Here is a 20363-nt window from a genome sequence, read left to right on the forward strand (position 1 = left end):
AGACCCTGCTCCTCGACGGTGACCTCGCCCGCGCGGAACCCAAGAAACTGCGTTACCAGCTGCTGCACGTCGCCGCCCGCATCACCCGCACCGCCCGCCGGACCCGACTTGCCATCGCCGCCGACTGGCCCTGGACCAACGCTCTGACCAGCGCATTCAACCGCCTCGCCGCACTGCCGCGACCCGCCGGCTGACCCAGCAACCCCACGCCCCGACCAGCAGCACGGAGGAAACCGGCCCAGCGCCGGGCCGTCAGCATGCCAGCGAACTGGTACGCGAATCCCGAACCGAATTCATCGAACAGCAGCTATGAACGGCCGCCGAAATGAAAGACCGAGGCTAGGTCAAAGGCGTTGACCGGATCACCGCAGGTGTATTCGTAGGCGTTGCAACTGCCACCGTCCACGGGGTCGACCTGGAGGAAGCGGCCGGTGACGGTGTTGTAGAGGCGTACGCCCATCAGGACGATGCCTGTCGGGGTGTCGGCCGCTCGTTGCTTGGCCCCGAGCCAGCCGTAGCGCTGGGTTCCGATGTCGTCGGGGTTGCGCGGTGTGCCGTACTCGTTGGCCTCGGTGGTGCGTGACACGCCTTCGTCGTCGCCGTGGATGGCCGCGACGAGGTCACCGTGCAGGTTGGTGAGCTGCCAGTCGATCTGGCCGCCGTCGCTGTCGAAGATGCCGGCCATCGCCGACAGGCCCGACACCGGCCGGGTGAACCGGTCGGCCGTCTCCTGCGTCCACGACGGGCTGTCGTCGTCGCCGTCGTAGTGGTGCACCGACTGCACCGCCGTGCCACCGGCGTTGTCGGTCCAGGATCGGATCCGTTCGCGGGTGACGTCGAGGGTGTAGTCGGTGGTCCGGCCTCCCTGCGTGATCGTGTCGACCAGGTCGGTCGAGTGGTAGGTGACCGTGGCGTTCCCGCCGGACGGCTTGGCCGTGTCGACGGCCGGCACGGTGGTCGTCCGGCCGAGGGCGTCGTAGACGTAGCCGGTGGTGTTGACTCGGTCGGCCGTGTCGTACGTCCAGGTCCGCGACGATGCCGCCGTGGTGCTCTGGCAGACGCCGTCGGTGCCGGGGCCGTACTCGGTGAGCGAGGTGCGGTTCGACGAGGTGCTGAACCCGTACGAGCGGGTGGTGCACTGGCCGCCGATGGTGTCGCGGATCGAGGTGAGCCGGCCCGCCTGGTCGTAGCTGTAGCTCTGCTCCGACAGGCTGGAGGACCGCTCCCGCCACTGCCCGTGCGCCGACTCGACGACCGATTCGGTGTAGAGGGTGCAGTCGGCCGTCGCGCAGCCCGGCTTGGTGTAGGTCAGCCCGGTCTGGGTGCCGGTCTCGTCGGTCTCCGTCGCGACCTGCACGCCGTTGGGCCACGTCTCCGACGTCAGGTTCCCGTCGACGTCGTAGCTGCCGGAAAAGGACCCGGCCTGGCTGTCGTTGACGGAGGTGAGCAGGCCGCGCCGCTCGGTGCCACCGTCGTAGGTGTAGGTGCGGGTGGCCTTGCCGTCGGTGCTGGTGGCCACCCGGCCGAGCAGGTCGTACGTGGTGGTCGAGGTGACCCCGTCGGCGTCGGTGTAGGACGTCTGCCGGCCCAGGCCGTCGTAGCCCTTCACCACCTGTGCGGTCGCCAACCCGCCGACCACCTGCTGCACCTGCAGCAGCCGCCCGGTCGACTGTTCGTAGACGTTGCGGCTGATCGGCACCGCTGTACCCAGCCCGGGCGCCGCCACGCTGGTCTCGTACGCACGGGCCGCGCCGTCGTACGTGGTCGTGGTGGTCCGCAGCGTGCCGGTGCTGGTCTTCTCGATGACCACCCGCGGCTGGTTGTGCATGTCGTAGGTGCTCACCGTGGCCGGCAGCTCCGGCCCGCTGGCGGCCTGCCCGCCCGGCTGCACCCGGCACGGCAGGTTCGCCCACTCCGGCCGCAGGTCACACTCGGCGTAACCGGAGCCGGACGTGGCCCGGTAGTAGATCGTCCGCTGGGTGGCCGGTGTGGTGGTGCTGGTGCCGCCGGCCGGCGCGGTCGTCGAGGTGACCAAGCCGGTGATCGGGTCGTACGTGGTCCGGGTGGTCTGGGCCAGCCCGCCCGGATCCACCGTCACCACCGTCGGCTGACGCAGACCCCAGTCGTACGCGGTGGTGGTCGTCCGGATGTCGTGGTCGATCTCCACGCCACCGGCGTCCCAAATCCGGACGCCGACCTCCTGCTTGGTGATCAGGTTGTACGGCCCGCCGGTGGTCGGCGCGCCCTGGTCGTAGGTGTTCCTGGTGTGCTTGCGTCCCCGCACCACCACCCCGGTGGGCAGCACCACGTCGTGCTCCGGCTCCAACGTGCTGGTGAGCCGCTGCCCGTCGGAGGAGTAGACGTTGAGCGTCGAGCGGCTGCGGGCGAGCATGCTCTCCGCCGCCGCGTCGTCGCTCGAACTGACGGCGAGGGCCCGGGCGCGATTGCCGACGGTGAGCGTCCGCACCGTGTTGCCCCACTGGTCGTACCAGGTGGCACCGATGTGCCCGCCCGGCAGGGCGGTGTTCACCTCCCGGGCGTTCGCATCCAGATAGGTGACCGTCGCCCGCTCGTACGACGACGGCAGCGTTCCGGCGGCCGGATCGCCCGTCGGCACCTGGCTGGCCGGGAACACCGCCGTGGCGTCCGTCGGCGCCTCCGACTGCGCCCACCGGCTGGTCTGCGCCGGGGACAGGTCATAGGGTGCGCCGGTGCCGGACACCGGCACCTTGTAGACCACCGTCTGCACTGCGGTGCCGGCGGTCAACGCCGAACGGGTCACCTTGTACAGCCGACCCGCTCCCGGGTCACCCGGGACGGTCGTGTAGCTGAGCTGCCATGGCTCCTCGGCGACCGGCTTGACGACGCTGAGCACCCCGCCCGCGGTGTAGTCGTAGGTTTCCCGGAGTTGCCGCATCGTGCCGGCGTCGTTCCAGTCCAGCCTCGGGTCCCAGACCGCGCGCAGCCGGCCCGCGTTGTCGTACGCGTACCGGGCCATCGGCACGGTACGCATCGCCGGGGTGGCCAGGTCCGGGTCCCAGGCGGTGAACGCGATCTCCTTCACCCGACCCGTGTAGTCGCCCCACGTCGACTCGGCGGTGCCGGTCGCCGTCGTCGTCGTGGCGTAGGTGAATGTCAACGCCCGGCAGCCACGGGTCAGCATCGCGCAGTTCACACCGTCGGCCACCGGTGCCAACATCCGGGTCGGACGCACCACCTCGTTACCGTCGACGGTCGCCTTCTCCCAGCTCAACGTCGAGGTCTGGTTGCTGCCCGGCACCGTCACCGACGTCGGGAAGTACTTCCCTGCGGCCGTCCCGGTGACCCGGGTGAACACCACCGTGTTGCCGTCCTCGTCGGTCACCGAGTAGGAGTCACCGGTGGCGTTGTAGGTCAGCTTGAGAAACTCCATCCCGATCTCGGGATCGAAGGCGGTGGCGGTGCGCTTGGTGAACCCGATCGTGTCGCCCTCCGGCAGGCCGACCTGCACCAGCGACCCGTACACCGTCAACGACGTGTACGGCGACTCGGCCTCCTCGACCACCGCGCCGGAAACCCAACCCGGCCCGAACATGTTCGCCGCGTCCGTCTCCGCCGCCCGCCGCGTGTTGTACGAGCGGGTCACCGTCAGGTCACTGCCGAACGAGTCGACCGACACGTCGGTGTCCGACACCGTGTAGTTACCGGTGATCAGGTTGACCGAACCGGGCCCGACGCCCTGTGACGCCGCCGATGCCTGATCCCGGTCAAAGGTCATCTTCACCGGGCTCGACGTGCCGCCGGTTCCGCCGGTGAACACGCCACGGACTTGCAGCGGGCCGTTGCGGGCGATCGACTCGGCGTCGGCGGCTGCCAGGGTGGCCTCGACGTCCCAGTTGAGCTTCGGGAAAGCGCCGCTACCGCTGGTCGGCAACGGCCAGGTGACCGCGCCGCCGCCGGCCGCGACGGTGACGTGTCCGGTCGGGATGTCGACCCAGACGTCGGCGTCGCCGCGCCGCCACTGGTAGGTGACCCCGGTCGCCGTCGACTGGCCGACACCCGTTATCGCGGTCTTGGCCGCGGTGATGTCACCCTCCTTCGGCGCGGTAACGGCGCCGGAGCCGACGTTGAACGTGTAGGTGCGGGTGGCCGAGGTGTTGCCGGCCCTGTCTCGTGACCGCACGTACAGCGTCTGCGGCCCGTCGGCGGTGGGCGTGATCGACACGGTCGCGGCCGCACCAAGGCTTGGGGCGTTCACCGTCTGATTCGGCGGATTGACGTTCAGGCCGTACTCGTATGCGGCCACATCCGGCACGCCGCCCGCGTCGAACGTGAAGTTGCCGGGCGTACCTGCGGTGCCCGCCCACTGACCGACCGGGTACGCCGTTGAAGAGATCGCCGGCATCGTCGATGGGGCGGTGGTGTCGACGGTGAACTCGCAGAACAAGGAAAATGGTCCGTCGACCAGACCGTCATTGCCCCGCACCCGCCAAGAGTAGGTGCCACCCTCGGTAAATGTCCCCGCTGGCACCGACGTCGCCAGCCATGAACCCGATGCCCCCGGCCAGCCATGAACCCGATGCCCCCGGGCCGACAGTCGTTCCCGCGATCAGGGAACCACCGGTCACCCACCACTCGAACTTCGCCCGGACCTGCGCACCCTCAGGGTCGGTGATCTGCGCCCGCAGCTGCGGCGTCGCCGTGTTGATGTACGGCCGGCCCCCGCCGGACACACACGCCGTCGATGGCACCGTTGCCCTGGCGGTCACCGTCGGCTTGGACGTGTAGGTGACAACCAGCTTGGTCTTGTTGGTGTAGAACTTCTTCCACCGGTCCTGCGCCGTCTCAAACTGGCCCTGAGGATTGCAGGCACACAGACCGACCGTGTACAGCGACCAGTTGTTCTCCGCCGCCTGCCGCACATCGTTGGTCAACTCGGCGCGACTAAACTGCATGACCATGTCCGGCTGATTTGCCCCACATCCACCGGACTTGTTCGCGTTGCCCTCCGCCGAGTCAAGCCACGTGGCCGATGGCAGCGGCCGCGTCGACCAAGACATTCGAGCGCCGCTAGCCACGGTGATGTTGCTCGTGCGGTATAGATGCACCCACGTGGGCGAACACGACCACGAGTGATACAGCGTCGCCTCTACCGACGCCGACTGCACGTACTTGCCCTTGATTGTTGTCATGTCGAACTCGAAGAACGAGCGGTACAGCGTTCCGTCGTAGGGGTTCATACCCACCCACGTCTTACCACCCAGATCCCAGTTCGAGTTGATCGAGTTCGCGTACGCCCACTTCGCCGCGATCACACTCCACGACGGATCCACGAACAACGGGAACGAAACATCCTCCCCGTCCAGCATCGAAGGATCGGGTATCAACTCCAGACCACCAGCACCGGCCACCCGTGTCTGAACGTCCCCGACTCTCGCCCCGTCACCGGGGCCCTCCGGCGTCGACTGCGCCGCGCCAGCAACGACCACGGCCTCGCCAACCGGACCGGAGCCGGTCATCACGTCCGAGCCCTCAGGCCAGAGCGTCAACGGCGAGGAATCCCACATCACCGCCGGACGCGACCGGGCCACCACCTGGCCCCCCGCCATCGCCCGCACCGAGCCGTCTGCCAGCTCGGACAACTCCACGCCGGCGCCGACGATCAGCTCCACCGTCCGCACCGCGGGGTTTGCAGCCGCTTGGGCCGTCTTGATGACCAACACATGCGTGAAGCCCGTCGTGGTCGCACGCATGACCAGATCAACACCCGGAAATACCTCCGGATAGGTCGCTGAGTCGCCCTGCACAGTCGGCGTCGGTAGCTTGCCGGGCCACGACATCGTCAGCGGCCTTCCGCTGCCCGCAACCTCTACTAACGGCCCCGTACCCCCAGCGGAGAAATACACATCCACCACAGACACGGCGGGGATGAACCGACCATCCGGTCCCGCCCTCAACGTGAGGTCAATGTCTTTCCAAACACCATCAGCATCACGAGCCCGCTGCGGTTCGACAGCTGTCTCCACAGACACTGTGCCATCCGGATTCGCTGCCGCCGTCGTCGTCTCCGACGTCATGCCACCGATCCGGACCTTCTTGCCCGTCAACCGTGCGGTGGTCACCGCCGCTGCCTCATCCGGCCGTTCCAACACCTCCGACGTCGCCGAAGCCTCCGCCCGCGCCGGCGGAGGCGCCGCTTGCGCAGGCGGCGTCGCCACCCAATCCGCTATCGTCGCGGTGAGCACCACCGACAGCCCGATGGCGAGCGCTCGCCCGCCGGGGCCACGCGACAGCCGTGGGATCCGGGACACCGGACCCCACACGGATCTTCTTCTCACTGATCCTCCTAGATCCTACAGGGAGCAATCAGGGAACTACTGCACGACCACCTCAAGCATCGATTTTTCGGGTAGGAAGATCAAGCTCCATAGGGGATTGAGAGCGCGGTCGGCAGAGATCCACCGAGCTCAGCCTCCATCGATGGGCGACTCCACCGTCCATGCAGGCTTGGCAGGCTCGGTCGACGTGAAGCGGATCACCCTCCACACGAGGCAGTGGCATGTGCAGCGACCCTCGAAATGACGTTCCGCGGTGAGACACGTCAGGAACGTGCGAGAGCGCGGGCCAGGCGGCCAACGGCCTCGTCCGTAAGGTAGGCGGGGCGCCTACCGGCGACACCACTGCCGGGTACGGCCGGAGCGCTGGCCGCCGAGGAGACCGTGCGCGGATCATGGACGTCCTCGGGTCAGGCCGACCAGTCGTAGCTGCCGGCAGCCGCGGGTGATCGGTTGCCGGCCCGTTTGGGCATGCGCACCGCGGGAACTCGGCTGCCCCGTCGGCGAGAGGAAGGGCCTGAAGGTGAACGACAACGAGTTCCTCGCCCTGGTGGCGACGCGGTCCGGCCTGTCGCCGGAGCAGGCCGCCGCCGTCACCCGGGCCACCCTGACCACCCTGGCCGAACGCATCGACGGTGGAGAGGCGCGCGACCTGGCCGGTCAGCTTCCCGAAGGCCTTCGGGCGCACGCCTTCGGCGGCAGCGAGGCCGCCGAACGGTTCGGGCTCGACGTGTTCGTCGCCCGGGTCAGTGGCCGTGCGGACTTCGACGGCGACCGGGTCAGAGACGGCGTGACCGCGGTCTTCGACGTCCTGCGCGACGCCCTCGACCCCGCCGCGTACGCACAGGCGGTCGCCCAGCTGCCCGCCGAGTACGCCGACGTCGTCGACCAGTCCGCGCCGTTCATCCGACGCCAGTCCTGACCAGCGCGCGCAGTCCGCTCGGCCGGCCCGGCGCGGCGGCGCCCGGCAGCGACAGCAGGACGAGTCGGCGTCGGGGGCAGACGCCCGTCAGCGTGGGGTGAGCAGGTAGTCGTCGACCTCGGGATTCCAGGCCAGGTCGACGACTCCGCCGGTGGCGGCGGCCTTGCAGAACTGCAGAAAGCTGCGGTATCCGAGCTTCTGCTCGCTGAAGTCGGGCCGGGCCCGGCGGAGCTGGTTCTTCAAGCCGGAGAGCGCGACCGGGCCACCGGCCGCGGCCAGCTCCGCGACCACGGTACGCAGCAGCCCGAAGGCGACCTCCCGGTCGCCGTGCTCGGGCAACGACACCTCGGGATCACCCTTGGCCGGGCCTTCGGCCAGCTCCACGACATTGTGCGCGGCGAGGTGGCGCAGCAGCTCACCGAAGGTGCGGAACCCGTAGTCGGACTCGCTGAAGGTGGGGTCCTTGCGCAGCAGGGTGAGCTTGAGCCGGGAGGCCGTCACCGCGCCGCCGGCGCCGCCCTGCAGACCGGCCACCGTCTGCGCGACGACCACGGCGAGGGCGTCCACGTCGCGTACCGGCTCCTCGGCGGCGGCCACCTGTTCCAGGTCCTGGTCGACCGGTGCGGCAGCCTCGGCCGGGCGGGTGGGGCGACCGCGCCGGGCCCGCGCCGGCGGGATGTCGACCCCTTCCAGCCGGTCGTAGTAGAGGAACTCGTCACAGGCGGGCGGCAGCAGCGCCGAGGTGGACTTCTCCACACCGACGCCGATCACCCGCTTGTTGAGCTCGCGCAGCTTGTGCACCAGCGGGGTGAAGTCGCTGTCGCCGGTGCAGATGACGAAGGTGGAGATGTAGTCCCGTTCGAAGGCCAGCTCCACCGCGTCGACCGCCATCTTGATGTCGGCGGCGTTCTTGCGGGAGGCGCCCATCCGCTGCGGGATCTCGATCAGCTCGACGTGGGAGCGGGTGAGCATCCGGCGGTCCTCGTCGAAGTACGACCAGTCGGCGTACGCGCGCCGCACCACCACCCGCCCGCGCTCGGCGAGGGCGTCGGCGATCGGGCGGAAGTCGAAGGGCCTGCCACCGTGGTGGTCGCGCGCCCCCAGGGCCAGGTTCTCGTAGTCGAGGAAGAGGGCGATCCGGTCTTCTTGATCCACCAGGTCAGGGTACGCCCGCCCGGGCCACGGCCGAGCCGGCGCGCCCACCGTCACCGGCGCCGGAGCACCCGCCGCGCCGCCGAAACCCGGTTGCCCGGGGCGGTGGGCTCCGGGAAGGTGGAACCCATGACGTTCTGACGGACCGCACCCGCGTTGCCCTGCCGCCCACGGCGCCGACGGCGCCGTGCTGCCGTCCGTCCACACCCCTGTCCGAAAAGCGAGCGTCTTCTTGTCCGTGCATCGTTCCCTGCCACAGTCGACCCCGGCCACCGTCGCCGTGTTCGCCTCCCCCACCAGCTGGATCGAGTCCGACGCCGTCGCGCAGTGCCACCAGGTGGCCGCCCTCGACGGCATGGTCCACGTCGCCGGCATGCCCGACCTGCACCCGGGCAAGGGCGCCCCGATCGGCGCCGCCATGGCGTCGACGGTGCTGTACCCGTTCCTGGTGGGCTCCGACATCGGGTGCGGCATCGCCGTCTTCCCCATCAAGCTCAAGCGCGCCGTACCCGAGAAGCTCGCCGCCCGGTTCCCGGACCTCGACCGCCCGCTGGATCCCGAGCAGGACGCCGACGACCCGGCCTGGGCCGTCCTGGCGGGCGACGTTCCCGCCGGTCACGTCGAGGGCCTCGGCACGGTCGGCCGGGGCAACCACTTCGTCGAGCTGGCCCGGGTCGACACCGTCCTCGAGCCCGACCACGCGGAGCGTCTCGGGCTGCGCGCCGGCGAGCTCGTGCTCATCGTCCACAGCGGTTCCCGCGGACTGGGCGAGCGGATCCTGCGCGCGCACACCGAGGTCCACGGCGCCGGCCCCGCCGCTGACGTCGCGGCCTACCTGGCGATGCACGACGCCGCGGTGCGGTGGGGATCGCTCAACCGGCGGCTGCTGGCCGCCCGGGTCGCCCACGCCCTGGGAGCCGAACCGACCACGCCGATCGTCGATGAGTGCCACAACCTGGTCGAGATCCGCGACGGTGTCTACCTGCACCGCAAGGGCGCGGCCCCGGGTGACGGCCGCGACGTGCTCGTCGCCGGCACGCGGGGCACCCCGTCCTACCTGGTGGCCGCCCACGCCGGCGCGGAGGCGAACCACTCCGTGGCACACGGCGCGGGTCGCAAGATGTCCCGGGCCGACGCCCTGCGTCGGGGCCGGGCCAAGCACACCGTCGAGGAGCTGCGCCGTACCCCGGTGGGGTCGCTGGTGGTGTGCGGTGACCGCCAACTGCTCTTCGAGGAGGCGCCGACTGCGTACAAGCGCATCGAGCAGGTGGTCGCCGACCTGGTCGCTCACGACCTGGCCACGCCGGTGGTCACCACGGTCCCCCTGGTCACCTACAAGACGCCCGACGTCGGGTCCACGCCCCGCACGGCCCGCCACGACCAGCGCCGCAGACGAGGCCGGGTGTGAGCGTCCACCTGCTCCTGTCCGCCGGTCGGGGCCCGCAGGAGTGCGCGTGGGCGCTGTCCCGGCTGCTGCGCCGGCTGGAGGCCGACGCCACCCGGCACGACCTGACGACCCACCGGGTCGAGACCGTCGCCGGGGACCGTCCCGGCACCTACCGGTCGGCGCTGGTCCGGATCTGCGGCGCGGGCGCCCGTGAGTTCGCCGCCTCCTGGACCGGGACCCTGTGCTGGCAGGCCCCCAGCCCCTACCGGGCGAGCACCGGCCGCAAGAACTGGTACGTCACCGCCCGCCCGTGTCAGGTCGACGCGCCGAGCACGACGTTCGCGGAGGCGGACGTCGACGTCGTCGCCTGCCGTACCGGCGGCCCCGGCGGGCAGCACCGCAACAAGGCCAGCACGGCGGTACGGGCGACCCACCGCCCCTCGGGCCTGGTCGTCGTGGTCGACACCGAACGGCAGTTCAGCCTCAATCGCCGCATCGCCGTGCGGCTGCTGAGACAGCGCATCGAGGACGGTGACGAAGCCGCGCGGCGCGTCGTCACCACCACCCGATGGCGCATCCACGACGAGCTCGTTCGCGGCGATCCCGTCCGGGTCGAACGTCCGGGGCCGGCGGATCAGGACCTGACCGCACCGCGGCGGACGCGCCACCGACAGCGGTAGGCCGTACGGCCGTCGGTGCGCCGGGTGGAGGTGACCTCGCCGGCCACCTTGCCCGGGCAGACGAGTCCTACGCCACCAGTCGAGCGACGGGCAGCTGCTCGTGGTGCGGTGGGAGCGGGAACTCGTCCCGCTCCCACCGCGCCGCGGCCTCGTCGGTGCTCAGAAGCGGGCCCCCACGTCAGCGCCGTTGCTCGGACGCAGGAAGGTGGAGGACGGGATGGAGCCGTCGGCGTTGCGGGCTCCGGTGATCGTGCTGGAGTCGGTGCTCTGCAGCGACCAGCTGCCGCCGAGGTTCCACGAGTTGCCCGAGCCGCCGGAGTTGGACCCGAGCGAGACGTTGGTGCCGTTGGCCACGGCGAGGTTGCTGGTCAGGGTGCTGGCCGAACGGTTGACGTTGAACCCGGTCTGCGGGTTGTTCCACGCGGTGCAGTGGTCGATGGTGTGCCGGCCGGGGTTGTTGTTGTCGATGAAGCCGCCGACCGCGTTGCTCCACGCCATGCTGTTGCGCACGGTGTGGTTGGCGGACACGCCATTGCCGCCCAGCTTGAAGGCGTTGCCGTCGCCGGTGAAGTCGGGCAGGTTCCAGCGGTTGAACCCGTTGCCCCAGGCGAGGCTGTTCTCGATGCGGATCGGCGAGGAGAACATCCAGAGGTCGAGGCCGTCGTCGGAGTTGTTCCACAGCCGGGCGCCCCGTACGACGTTGCCGCTGCCGGAGCCCTCCTTGATGGCCAGGCCGTCCGCGCTCTCGCCGTTCTTGCGCGGGTCACGGTTGCCGTAGCTGTCCAGGTCGTTGATCTGGTTGTTGCTCGACGACAGCACGATGTGCAGGCCGGACTCGTAGTTGTCGCGGGTGATCAGCCGCTCGAAGACGTTGTTGTTGGTGTCCAGGCCGAAGATGCCGTACGGGCCGTGGATGATCTCCAGGCCGATCAGGCGCCACCAGTCGCCCTCGATGTGGATGGCGCCGCGCTCCGGGCGGGGGATGGTGGAGCCCACCGCGCCGGGGGTGTAGGGCATGTTCTCGCCGTCGATGACGACCCGCTCGCCCTGGTAGTTGCGCATCGTGATGGGCGCGCTCGAGGTGCCGTTCTTCAGGATCTGGATGTTCGTGCTCGGCGCGTACGTGCCGCCGCGGATGACGATGGTGTGTCCGGGCTGGGCCAGGTCGACGGCGCGCTGGATGGTCTTCAGCGGAGCGCTCAGGGTGCCGGTGTTGCTGTCGTTGCCGTTGGTCGCCACGTAGAGCGCGTTCGTCGGCGGCGGCGGGCTGACGCCTGTCTCGACGTCGAGGAAGTCGACGTTGGGCAGCCCGGCGGAGCTGGTCGGGTTGAGCCGGATCGTGTTGGCCCCCGCGTTGAGGCTCAGTGTCAGGGTCCTGGTCGCCCAACTGTTCCATGCGCCGGTGCCCTCGAACGAGACGTTCTGCACGTTCGCGCCGTTGACGACGAGACCGGCCGGTCGCGTCGTGGTGGTGCCGTTGGCGAAGCGGACCCCGACCGTCGCCGTGCCGGCGGCCGCGGCGTTGACGGTGAACTGCGCCCAGCCGTCGGTGGAGTTGTCGCCGTTGCAGAATCCGGAGCCGGAGAACCCGGACCAGTTGCTGTCGATCGTGCCGGTGCAGACCGCCGGCGAGTTCTCCGCCTGGTAGCGGGTCGGCGCGGCTGTCGCCGGGGACGCGGGCATCACGAGGGCCGCGCCGACCGCCACGACAGCGCCTGTCGTGAGCGCCTTGGGTCTCATCATGTGTCTCCCATGCTGTTGGTGACGTGGCGCGGGCGCAGAACCGCGCTGCCCGTACGCGGTAAGCGACACCGCCCGATTGGCCCTCAGCCCGGACGGGACCAGCACATCGATGGACAGCAGTTTAGGAAAGCGCTTTCCGATTGACAAGGGCAGGCGTTCGCAGCCTTTCGCGGCAACCCCGACGCGTCCGGCCGCCCGGCCGATCACCCCTCGACGAGCCGCGGCGGCAGCGACCGGTCGAGACCGGATTCAATTGACTAACTTCAATTCGGATGGGAGTCTGCCAGGCAGAGCCGCAGCGGGAGCCACGCATGCGGGCACGGGAGCGGGCACTCCCGGCGTCCGGGCGTCGTCATCCGACCTCTTCCCCTTGGAGGCTCCGTGTCCACCCTCACCCGACCACGTCGCCTGCCGCTCGTGGCGTGGCTGCTCGCCGCCGGCGCGATCGCCGTGCTGCTGCTGACCACCGTCCTGGCCGCACCGGCCTCCGCCCACGGATCCGTGGTCGACCCCGCGTCGCGCAACTACGGCTGCTGGCAGCGCTGGGGCAACGACTTCCAGAACCCGGCCATGGCCACCCAGGATCCGATGTGCTGGCAGGCCTGGCAGTACGACACGACAGCCATGTGGAACTGGAACGGCCTGTACCGCGAGGGCGTCGCCGGCAACCACCAGGCCGCCATCCCGGACGGCCAACTCTGCAGCGCCGGCCACACCGGCGACGGCCGGTACAACTCGCTCGACGCGGTCGGCGCATGGAAGACCACCAGCGTCGCCAACAGCTTCCGGGTCCGCCTCTGGGACCAGGCCAGCCACGGCGCCGACTACATCCGGGTGTACGTGACCAAGCAGGGCTTCGACGCCCTCAGCAAGCCGCTGGCCTGGAGCGACCTGGAGCAGGTCGGCCAGATCGGCAACACCCCGGCATCGCAGTGGACGCCGGAGAGCCAGGGCGTGTCCATCCAGATCCCGGCCAACGCGCCGGGACGCACCGGGCGGCACATCGTCTACACGATCTGGCAGGCCAGCCACTCCGACCAGTCGTACTACCTGTGCAGCGACGTGGACTTCGGTGGCGGGTCGACCACCCCGCCCACCACTCCGCCACCGACCACCCCGCCGCCGGCCCCGGCCGGCTGCGCGGCCAGCTACAAGAGCACCGGGCAGTGGCCCGGCGGCTTCCAGGGTGAGGTCGAGGTGACCGCCGGCAGCAGCGCGATCCAGGGCTGGACGGTCACCTGGACGCTCGCCGGCGGCCAGCAGATCAGCTCGGCCTGGAACGCCACGGTCACCACCAGCGGGTCGACCGTGACCGCCAGGAACGCCAGCTACAACGGCGCACTGGCGGCCGGAGCGAAGGCCACCTTCGGCCTCACCGGCTCCGGCTCGAACTCCACCCCGACGCTCAGCTGCACCGCGACGGCATGAGCCGCCGGGGCAGTGACCGGCGCGCACTGGTCACTGCCCCGGCCGGGCACGCCCCGCCCGGCGCACTGATCCCCGCACCCACCAGGCACGAATCGCCGGCCACGGCTCCGGTCACCCTCCGCTGCCCGACGGCCCCGCTCCCCGGAACGCCTGGTCGTCAGCGCCCCAGACGGCTCGCACAAGAGCGGGAAGCACCTGAGCGGCCGGGCCGCGCAGGCTCACGTCGGCAACGGCGTCCAGCGGCGTCCGCTCCGGGTTGACCTGGATCACCCGGGCACCGAGACGGGCAGCCACCTGGGGAATCTCGGCGGCCGGGTACACCAGGCCCGAGGTGCCCACGGTGATCAGCAGGTCGCAGCCAGACGCCGCCTCGACGGCGGCCTCCAACGCCCCAGCCGGCAACGCCTCCCCGAACCACACCACTCCGGGTCGGACGAGGGCCCTGCAGCGCGCGCATCGGGGCGGGGACATCCGCCGGCCGTCGCCGGGCTCCCGTACTGCGTCGTCCGGCGCCGGCGCGGGATGTGCGCACACCGAGCAACGCGGCGCGAACAGGCTGCCGTGCAGGTGGAGCGGCGCCACCGAGCCGGCGCGCTCGTGCAGATCGTCGACGTTCTGCGTGACGACGACGCTGTCGGGCACCCGCGCCTCGATCGCGGCCACAGCCAGATGACCGGCGTTCGGTACGGCCCGCCGAACCCTGCTGCGTCGCCACTCGTACCAGCCCCAGACCAGTGCGGGGTCGTCGCGGAACGCCTCCGGCGTGGCGAGCGCCTGAGCGTCGAAGCGCCGCCACAGACCGGTCAAGGCGTCGCGGAAGGTCGGCACACCGCTCTCCGCGGAGATCCCCGCACCGGTGAAGACGACGACGCGTCGCGCGTGCGCCAACAGCGCCGCCGCCTCCCGCACGTCCGGCTCGTCCATCTGATCCTCCTCCCGCCCCGGGCACGGCCAGGCAAAGACTAGGTGCCGGCCCGCGGTCGGCCACCGGGTGCTCCGCGCGAGCCGAATCGTCTCGTGCACACGTCCGGCTGGAGCCGACCGCCCGTTCCCGGCCGACCAGGGTGACTGACCGGCGATCACCGGCGGCCCTGCCCACCTCGCTGTGACGAACACGACGGCGGGAACTGACCGCCTCCGCTGCCCGACCAACCAGGCGACCACGACACACGATCAGCGAGGGGAACCCACCCATGCCCAGCTCCACCATCTCCGGCCGGCGCGCTCCGGTCGTCCTTCTCGCCGCCGGGTTGCTGATCGGCGGCATCGCGGGCTGCGGATCGTCGGACACGTCGTCGACCACCACGCCGACTGCGTCGGCGTCGACCTCGGCGAGCGCTTCCACCGGGGTGCTCGGAGTCCGTGACCCCTGGGTGAAGGCCGCGGACAAGGGGATGACCGCGGCGTTCGGCACGCTGGTCAACACCGGGGACACGGACGTCACGATCACCGCCGCCAGCACCGAGGTGTCGCCGATGGAACTGCACGAAATGACCATGAAAGACGGGCAGATGGTCATGCAGGCCAAGCAGGGCGGCATCGTGATCAAGGCCAGGAGCGAGCATGTCCTGCAGCCCGGCGGCGACCACCTGATGCTGATGAACCTCACCCGGCCGGTACCGGCCGGCGACGAACTCACCGTCACCCTCACCTTCGCCGACGGGCGCACCCAGACGTTCACGGCGGTGGCGAAGCCGTTCACCGGCGCGCAGGAGAGCTACGCCCCCGGCCACGGCCAGCCCATGCCGGGCACGAGCGCCACGCCGACGATGACCATGAGCCCCGCCTCATGACCGACGAACCCACCAGACGGCCGGTGGGCCGGCGCGGCCTGCTCACCGGCGCAGCCCTGACCGCCGGCGGCGCGCTCGCCGGCGCCGCCGCGCTCACCGCCGCCCGGCACGACGATCAGGGCGTACGAGGTGCCGAGGCGGTGCCGGTGGCGCAGGTCGGCAGCGCGGTCGAGCCGTTCCACGGCCCACGACAGGCCGGCGTCGCCACCGAGGCACAGGCGCACGCGGCGTTCGTCGCGTTCGATTTGAAGCCCGGCGTCGACCGGGCCGGGCTGGGCCGGATGCTGCGGCTGCTGTCCGACGATGCCGCCCGCCTCACCCAGGGCCGTCCCGCCCTCGCCGACACCGAGCCCGAACTCGGTCTGCTACCCGCCCGGTTGACCGTCACCTTCGGCTTCGGGCCCGGCCTCTACCGGGCGGCCGGTGTCGACGACCGCCGCCCGCCCTCGGTGGCCGACCTGCCGCCGTTGCGGATCGACCGGTTGCAGCCGCGCTGGTCCGGCGGGGACCTCCTGCTGCAGATCTGCGCCGACGACCCGCTCACCGTCGCCCACGCCCAACGCGTGCTGATCAAGGACAGCCGACCGTTCGCCGCCGTCCGATGGGTGCAGCAGGGCTTCCGGCGCGCCGCCGGCGCCGAGCCGGGACGAACCCAGCGCAACCTGTTCGGCCAGCTCGACGGCACCGCCAATCCGCAACCGGGCAGCCCGTTGGAGACCGCCGTGTGGGTGCCCGACGGGCCGGCGTGGCTGCGCGACAGCAGCACCCTGGTCGTCCGGCGGATCAGCATGAACCTGGAGACGTGGGACCTGCTCGGCCGCGCCGACCGGGAACTGGCCGTCGGTCGTCGCCTCGGCACCGGAGCCCCACTGACCGGCTCCGCCGAACACGACGAGCCGGACTTCGCCGCCCTCGGCCCCGACGGGCTCACCGTGATCCCGGACTTCTCCCACCTGACGCGGGCGCACGTCACCGACGACCGGCTGAGGATCCTGCGCCGGGCGTACAACTACGACGGGGTGCCGGCCGCCGACGGCACCGCCGACAGCGGGCTGATCTTCGCCGCGTACCAGGCCGACATCACCCGACAGTTTCTCCCCATCCAGCGACGGTTGGCCGAGCGGGACCTGCTCAACGAGTGGACCACGCCGATCGGCTCCGCCGTCTTCGCCGTCCCACCCGGCTGCCCCGAGGGCGGCTGGGTCGGCCAGCAGTTGCTCGGCTGACCGCGACATCCAGGAGAGACATGCCCGTTCCCGCCCGCCGGACCGCCGCCCTGGTCGTCACCGCGCTGACCGCGGTGGCGCTGCTGCTCGTCCCGGCCTCGCCGGCAGTCGCGCACAACTCGCTGCTGACAGCCGCACCGGCCAAGGACGCCGTGCTGACCGCGCCGCCGGACAAGATAACCCTCAAGTTCCTGCAGAAACTCAACCCGGCATTCACCACCATCACGCTCAGCGACGCCAATCAGCGGAAGGTGCCCACGAGCGACCCCGTCGTCACCGGGACGACGGGCGCGGTGACCGTCGCGCAGGCCCTGCCGAACGGCTCCTACACCGTCGCCTACCGGGTCGTCTCCACCGACGGACACCCGGTGCAGGGCTCGTACCGGTTCACCGTCGCCGACCCCACCGCCGACACCCCGAGCCCGCCCGCCGCGACACCCACCGCGCCCCCGGTGCAGGCCACCCCGGCAGCCCTTGAATCGTCACGCGCCACCGCCGTCGGGACCGACGGCCAGAGTCCACCGGTCGGGCTGACCATCACCGGAGCCGCACTCGCCGCCCTCGCCGTCATCACCGCAGTGCTGCTGCGCCGCCGCGCCCGACGCCGGTGACACACCACCTGCACGGCACTCGGCGCCGTGCCGCAATTGCTCCGGATCGACCATCTGCCTGACCGAAGGGCCAGGCAACCCGCCGCCAGACCCCCAGGTCGTGCCCCGCCCGGTACGGCGACCCGGGCCCTGGCGTTGCTGGTACGCATACCCCTCCAGCCCAGCATTCCCGACAAGCCGGGGCGGAGCTGACCCGGTGGGCGGACCCACCTCTGGGGGCGATCAGATGGCGCTGGGTGATTCGGAGACCGATGCGGCGCGGCGATCGATGTCGGGCTCGAGATAGATCGCGGCAGCGACGGGCAGGACTCGGCGAATCCGCGCCTCGGCGTCGTCGATCAAGGCGGCGACGTCGGCGCCCTGATCGGCGGCCCCGATGGCGATCTTTGCCGCGACCAGGACTTCTTCGGGTCCGAGGTGCAGGGTGCGCAGGTGGATGACCCGGTCGACGCCAGGAGTCGACACCAGCTGAGTGTGGATCGCGGTGACCTCCTCGGGCAGCGCGGCCTCGCCGATGAGCAGGCTCTTGATCTCGGCCGCGAGGATGACGGCGATCGTGACCAGCAGGACGCCGATGCACAGAGTGGCGATGCCGTCGAAGATGCCGTTGCCGGTCAGCACGCTCAGACCGACGCCGGACAGGGCGAAGAGCAGACCGAGCAGCGCCCCCGCGTCCTCCAGCAGGATCACGGGCAGTTCGGGGGCACGGGCGTGGCGGACGAAGGAGACCCAGCCTCGGTCACCGCGGATCTTGTTGGCTTCCATGACCGCGGTGCGCAGGGCGTAGCCCTCCAGGGCGATCGCGATGAGCAGGACGGCGATGGCGATCAGCGGTGAGGTGAGCTGGTGCGGGTCGCTGATCTTGTGGTAGCCCTCGTAGAGCGCATACAGGCCGCCGAGGGTGAACAGGATGATCGCGACGATGAAGGCGTAGACGTAGCGTTCCCGTGCATATCCGAAGGGGTGCAGCGCCGAGGGAGCCCGGCGGGCGCGCTTGCCGCCGACGAGCAGCAGCGCCTGATTGGTCGAGTCCGCGACCGAGTGCACACCCTCGGCGAGCATCGACGCCGATCCGGTGATGCCTGCGGCGACGAACTTGCTCACCGCGATACCCAGGTTCGCCACCAGCGCCGTCACCACGGCCCTGGTACTGCCCTCAACTGCCATCGACCCGTCCCCCTTGCCACACGCTGTCGTATCGAGTGATCACAGTGCCAGCGACGCCAGCCTCGGCTGCCGGCCCGCATGGCGCCGGACCGTACCGCGCCGGCCCACCCCGGGCTCAGGCGGGCCGGCGTATGCGCCTCAGGTCAGTGGACGCGACGGCGGCCGTAGGCGCCGGCGGCGACGGCGACGCCGATCGCGGCGAAGACGACCTGGATGGCCAGTTCGATCCAGTCGATGCCCGCGGTGTCGTCGACGCCGAGCGCTCCGGCGACGAGCGTGCCGAGGATCGCGGCGACCACACCGATGAGCAGGGTCAGCCAGATCGGGATGTGCTGCTTGCCCGGTACGACCAGCCGGCCCAGCGCGCCGATGATCAGACCGATGATGATCGCGGTGAAGAAGCCGGTAACTTCCACGAGAGCCGTCCCTCCAGAGAAATAATCGTCGAGTGGCTGCTGCCCTCGACCGGTGAGGGGCGAAACCTGTCCCGGCAGCTTCCGAGAACATCGTCATACAACTGACACGGACTGGCGCACCGGCCCACCCCTTCCCGGTTGAGCCGTGAGGATGCGGGGGTAACGGTGCACGCCATGCCCGACCTGACCCCCCAGTGGCCCCTGGCGTGGAGTATCGCGGTGTTCGTCACGGCGGGGGCGCTCACGGTGGTGGGCAGCGTCCGGCTGGTCAGCCTCGGTGACACTCTCGCCGACCGGACCGGTTGGGGTGAGGCGGTCTTCGGGGCGGTCTTCTTCGGGCTCGCCACCTCACTGTCCGGCATCGTCATGACCGCCGTGACCGCGGCGAGCGACCAGCCCCAGTTGGCCTACAGCAACGCCGTCGGCGGTATCGCCGCACAGACCGCCGCAGTGGCCGTCGCCGACATGTTCTACCGCCGGGTCAACCTCGAACACGCCTCGGCGTCGCTGTCGAACATCCTGTTCGGCTGCCTGCTGATCGCGCTGCTGGCGTTGGCGCTGCTGGCGACCTACACGCCAGACGTCACCGTTGCCGGCGTCCATCCGGCGTCCCTGGTCATGATCGGCTGCTACCTGGGCGGAATCAGGTTGGTCCGCACCGCGGGCGCGAGGCCGATGTGGGACGCCGTGGAGACCCGTGAGACCCGTCGAGACGTCCCGCAGCCGCGGGGTGTCTCGAAGCGGAAGTCCACCTCCACCCTGTGGACCCGGTTTCTCACCGTCGGTCTGATCGTCGGCACCGGTGGCTGGGCCATCGGCACCGCCGCTGAGGGGATCGTGGCGGCCACGGGGCTCAAGGCCGGCTTCGTCGGCGGTGTGCTCATGGGTCTGGTCAACGCCCTGCCGGAGATGGTCACCGCTGTCGCGGCGGTGCGCCGAGGCGCCGTCACCCTCGCCGTCGCCGCGATCATCGGTGGCAACTGCCTCGACGCGCTCAACCTCGTCATCGGAGACATGGCCTTGCGCGGCGGTTCGCTGTTCCATGCCGCCCAGACCGACGAACTGTTCGTCACCGCCTCCGGTCTGTTCATGACCGCCGTGCTGCTCGGTGGCATGCTCATCCGTCAGCCCCGCGGCTGGGGACGGGTCGGCTTCGAAGGCGTCCTGCTGCTGGGCAGCTACATCGCGATCGTGGCCGTCCTCGCCACCTGAGTCCCGCCTCGTGACACGAGACAGGTCGACGCCCGGCAGCCAGGAAAACGTCCATGGCTGCCGGGCGTCCGCGGCGTGGAGAAGTTACTTGGCGCCGGTGAGGGCGATCAGGGCGTTGGCGGTGCGGAAGTACGGGTTCCGGCCGAGGTCGCCGACGGTCGTGATGCCGAAGGCCTCCTTGAGCAGCTTCGCGTCGCCGTCGCTGACCCCGGCAAGGGCGGACACCGGGGCGTCGACCAGCTCGGTCAGGGTCTTGTCCTGGTAGGCCTTGTCGACCAGCTTGGTGAGGTCGGCGGTGACGGGCATGCACAC

Annotated in this window: 17 protein-coding genes; 9 read left to right on the forward strand and 8 right to left on the reverse strand. The window is 70.5% G+C overall.

What is annotated here, in order from left to right; translation table 11 throughout:
* On the forward strand, positions 1-194 hold a 194-nt coding region (locus GA0070560_RS26810), incomplete at its 5' end, for a transposase (protein ID WP_211566031.1).
* Positions 195-307: 113 nt separating this feature from the next.
* On the opposite strand, the gene GA0070560_RS26815 is transcribed toward GA0070560_RS26810, so the two are convergent.
* Both GA0070560_RS26815 and GA0070560_RS26820 read right to left on the reverse strand, forming a co-directional pair.
* Positions 308-4465, reverse strand: a complete 4158-nt coding sequence (locus tag GA0070560_RS26815) for an RHS repeat-associated core domain-containing protein (protein ID WP_139131609.1) — start codon at positions 4463-4465, stop codon at positions 308-310.
* Positions 4452-6317 (reverse strand): hypothetical protein, encoded by a 1866-nt coding sequence (locus tag GA0070560_RS26820; protein ID WP_139131610.1) that lies wholly within the window; start codon positions 6315-6317, stop codon positions 4452-4454. Before GA0070560_RS26820 ends, GA0070560_RS26815 begins: the two co-directional genes overlap by 14 nt.
* Before the next feature lie 520 nt (positions 6318-6837).
* On the opposite strand from GA0070560_RS26820, the gene GA0070560_RS26825 reads away from it, so the two are divergent.
* Complete coding sequence (locus tag GA0070560_RS26825; protein ID WP_091302762.1) at positions 6838-7236, forward strand: DUF2267 domain-containing protein; 399 nt, start codon at positions 6838-6840, stop codon at positions 7234-7236.
* An 87-nt stretch (positions 7237-7323) separates the two neighbouring features.
* Here the strand turns inward: GA0070560_RS26825 and GA0070560_RS26830 are convergent, their stop codons facing one another.
* Positions 7324-8391, reverse strand: coding sequence for a PIN domain-containing protein (locus GA0070560_RS26830; RefSeq protein ID WP_091302764.1), 1068 nt, complete (start codon positions 8389-8391; stop codon positions 7324-7326).
* Positions 8392-8620: 229 nt separating this feature from the next.
* Here GA0070560_RS26830 and GA0070560_RS26835 point away from each other — a divergent pair, with 229 nt between their 5' ends.
* Both GA0070560_RS26835 and prfH read left to right on the forward strand, forming a co-directional pair.
* A complete protein-coding gene (locus tag GA0070560_RS26835) occupies positions 8621-9796 on the forward strand; it encodes an RNA ligase RtcB family protein (RefSeq protein WP_091302766.1) in 1176 nt (391 codons plus the stop codon).
* The gene (prfH, locus tag GA0070560_RS26840) at positions 9793-10455 is read left to right on the forward strand and encodes a peptide chain release factor H (RefSeq protein ID WP_091302768.1); all 663 of its coding nucleotides are present in this window, start codon (positions 9793-9795) and stop codon (positions 10453-10455) included. Before GA0070560_RS26835 ends, prfH begins: the two co-directional genes overlap by 4 nt.
* Before the next feature lie 159 nt (positions 10456-10614).
* Here the strand turns inward: prfH and GA0070560_RS26845 are convergent, their stop codons facing one another.
* Entirely contained in the window at positions 10615-12198 is a 1584-nt protein-coding gene (locus tag GA0070560_RS26845) for a right-handed parallel beta-helix repeat-containing protein (protein ID WP_245675742.1), read from the reverse strand.
* A 381-nt stretch (positions 12199-12579) separates the two neighbouring features.
* Between GA0070560_RS26845 and GA0070560_RS26850 the strand changes: the two genes are divergently transcribed.
* The gene (locus GA0070560_RS26850) at positions 12580-13626 is read left to right on the forward strand and encodes a lytic polysaccharide monooxygenase auxiliary activity family 9 protein (RefSeq protein WP_091302769.1); all 1047 of its coding nucleotides are present in this window, start codon (positions 12580-12582) and stop codon (positions 13624-13626) included.
* Positions 13627-13737: 111 nt separating this feature from the next.
* Here the strand turns inward: GA0070560_RS26850 and GA0070560_RS26855 are convergent, their stop codons facing one another.
* The gene (locus GA0070560_RS26855; protein WP_091302811.1) at positions 13738-14550 is read right to left on the reverse strand and encodes an SIR2 family NAD-dependent protein deacylase; all 813 of its coding nucleotides are present in this window, start codon (positions 14548-14550) and stop codon (positions 13738-13740) included.
* Between the two features lie 269 nt (positions 14551-14819).
* On the opposite strand from GA0070560_RS26855, the gene GA0070560_RS26860 reads away from it, so the two are divergent.
* From GA0070560_RS26860 to GA0070560_RS26870, 3 genes are read left to right on the forward strand one after another with little or no spacing between them, the layout of a single operon-like run.
* A complete protein-coding gene (locus GA0070560_RS26860) occupies positions 14820-15419 on the forward strand; it encodes a copper chaperone PCu(A)C (protein ID WP_091302771.1) in 600 nt (199 codons plus the stop codon).
* The gene (locus GA0070560_RS26865; RefSeq protein ID WP_091302773.1) at positions 15416-16645 is read left to right on the forward strand and encodes a Dyp-type peroxidase; all 1230 of its coding nucleotides are present in this window, start codon (positions 15416-15418) and stop codon (positions 16643-16645) included. The genes GA0070560_RS26860 and GA0070560_RS26865 overlap by 4 nt, the downstream gene beginning before the upstream one ends.
* 20 nt (positions 16646-16665) lie before the next feature.
* Entirely contained in the window at positions 16666-17256 is a 591-nt protein-coding gene (locus GA0070560_RS26870) for a copper resistance CopC family protein (protein WP_091302776.1), read from the forward strand.
* Positions 17257-17478: 222 nt separating this feature from the next.
* Here the strand turns inward: GA0070560_RS26870 and GA0070560_RS26875 are convergent, their stop codons facing one another.
* Positions 17479-18393 carry a cation diffusion facilitator family transporter gene (locus tag GA0070560_RS26875; RefSeq protein WP_342670445.1) on the reverse strand — a complete coding sequence of 305 codons (915 nt, stop codon included), beginning with the start codon at positions 18391-18393 and terminating at the stop codon, positions 17479-17481.
* A 173-nt stretch (positions 18394-18566) separates the two neighbouring features.
* Positions 18567-18839 (reverse strand): GlsB/YeaQ/YmgE family stress response membrane protein, encoded by a 273-nt coding sequence (locus tag GA0070560_RS26880; protein ID WP_091302782.1) that lies wholly within the window; start codon positions 18837-18839, stop codon positions 18567-18569.
* A 174-nt stretch (positions 18840-19013) separates the two neighbouring features.
* Between GA0070560_RS26880 and GA0070560_RS26885 the strand changes: the two genes are divergently transcribed.
* Entirely contained in the window at positions 19014-20051 is a 1038-nt protein-coding gene (locus GA0070560_RS26885) for a sodium:calcium antiporter (RefSeq protein ID WP_091302784.1), read from the forward strand.
* 84 nt (positions 20052-20135) lie between these two features.
* Here the strand turns inward: GA0070560_RS26885 and GA0070560_RS26890 are convergent, their stop codons facing one another.
* Positions 20136-20357 carry a hypothetical protein gene (locus GA0070560_RS26890; RefSeq protein WP_091302787.1) on the reverse strand — a complete coding sequence of 74 codons (222 nt, stop codon included), beginning with the start codon at positions 20355-20357 and terminating at the stop codon, positions 20136-20138.
* Positions 20358-20363: the final 6 nt, after the last annotated feature.

It is taken from the genome of Micromonospora halophytica, assembly GCF_900090245.1.
GTDB lineage: Bacteria > Actinomycetota > Actinomycetes > Mycobacteriales > Micromonosporaceae > Micromonospora > Micromonospora halophytica.

What these genes read in the sequence shown, in the direction of transcription:
- GA0070560_RS26845 (WP_245675742.1), bottom strand. Translation starts at nt 12,198, where the DNA reads ATGATGAGACCCAAGGCGCTCACGACAGGCGCTGTCGTGGCGGTCGGC.
- GA0070560_RS26855 (WP_091302811.1), bottom strand. Translation starts at nt 14,550, where the DNA reads ATGGACGAGCCGGACGTGCGGGAGGCGGCGGCGCTGTTGGCGCACGCG.
- GA0070560_RS26860 (WP_091302771.1), top strand. Translation starts at nt 14,820, where the DNA reads ATGCCCAGCTCCACCATCTCCGGCCGGCGCGCTCCGGTCGTCCTTCTC.
- GA0070560_RS26865 (WP_091302773.1), top strand. Translation starts at nt 15,416, where the DNA reads ATGACCGACGAACCCACCAGACGGCCGGTGGGCCGGCGCGGCCTGCTC.
- GA0070560_RS26870 (WP_091302776.1), top strand. Translation starts at nt 16,666, where the DNA reads ATGCCCGTTCCCGCCCGCCGGACCGCCGCCCTGGTCGTCACCGCGCTG.
- GA0070560_RS26885 (WP_091302784.1), top strand. Translation starts at nt 19,014, where the DNA reads ATGCCCGACCTGACCCCCCAGTGGCCCCTGGCGTGGAGTATCGCGGTG.
- GA0070560_RS26890 (WP_091302787.1), bottom strand. Translation starts at nt 20,357, where the DNA reads ATGCCCGTCACCGCCGACCTCACCAAGCTGGTCGACAAGGCCTACCAG.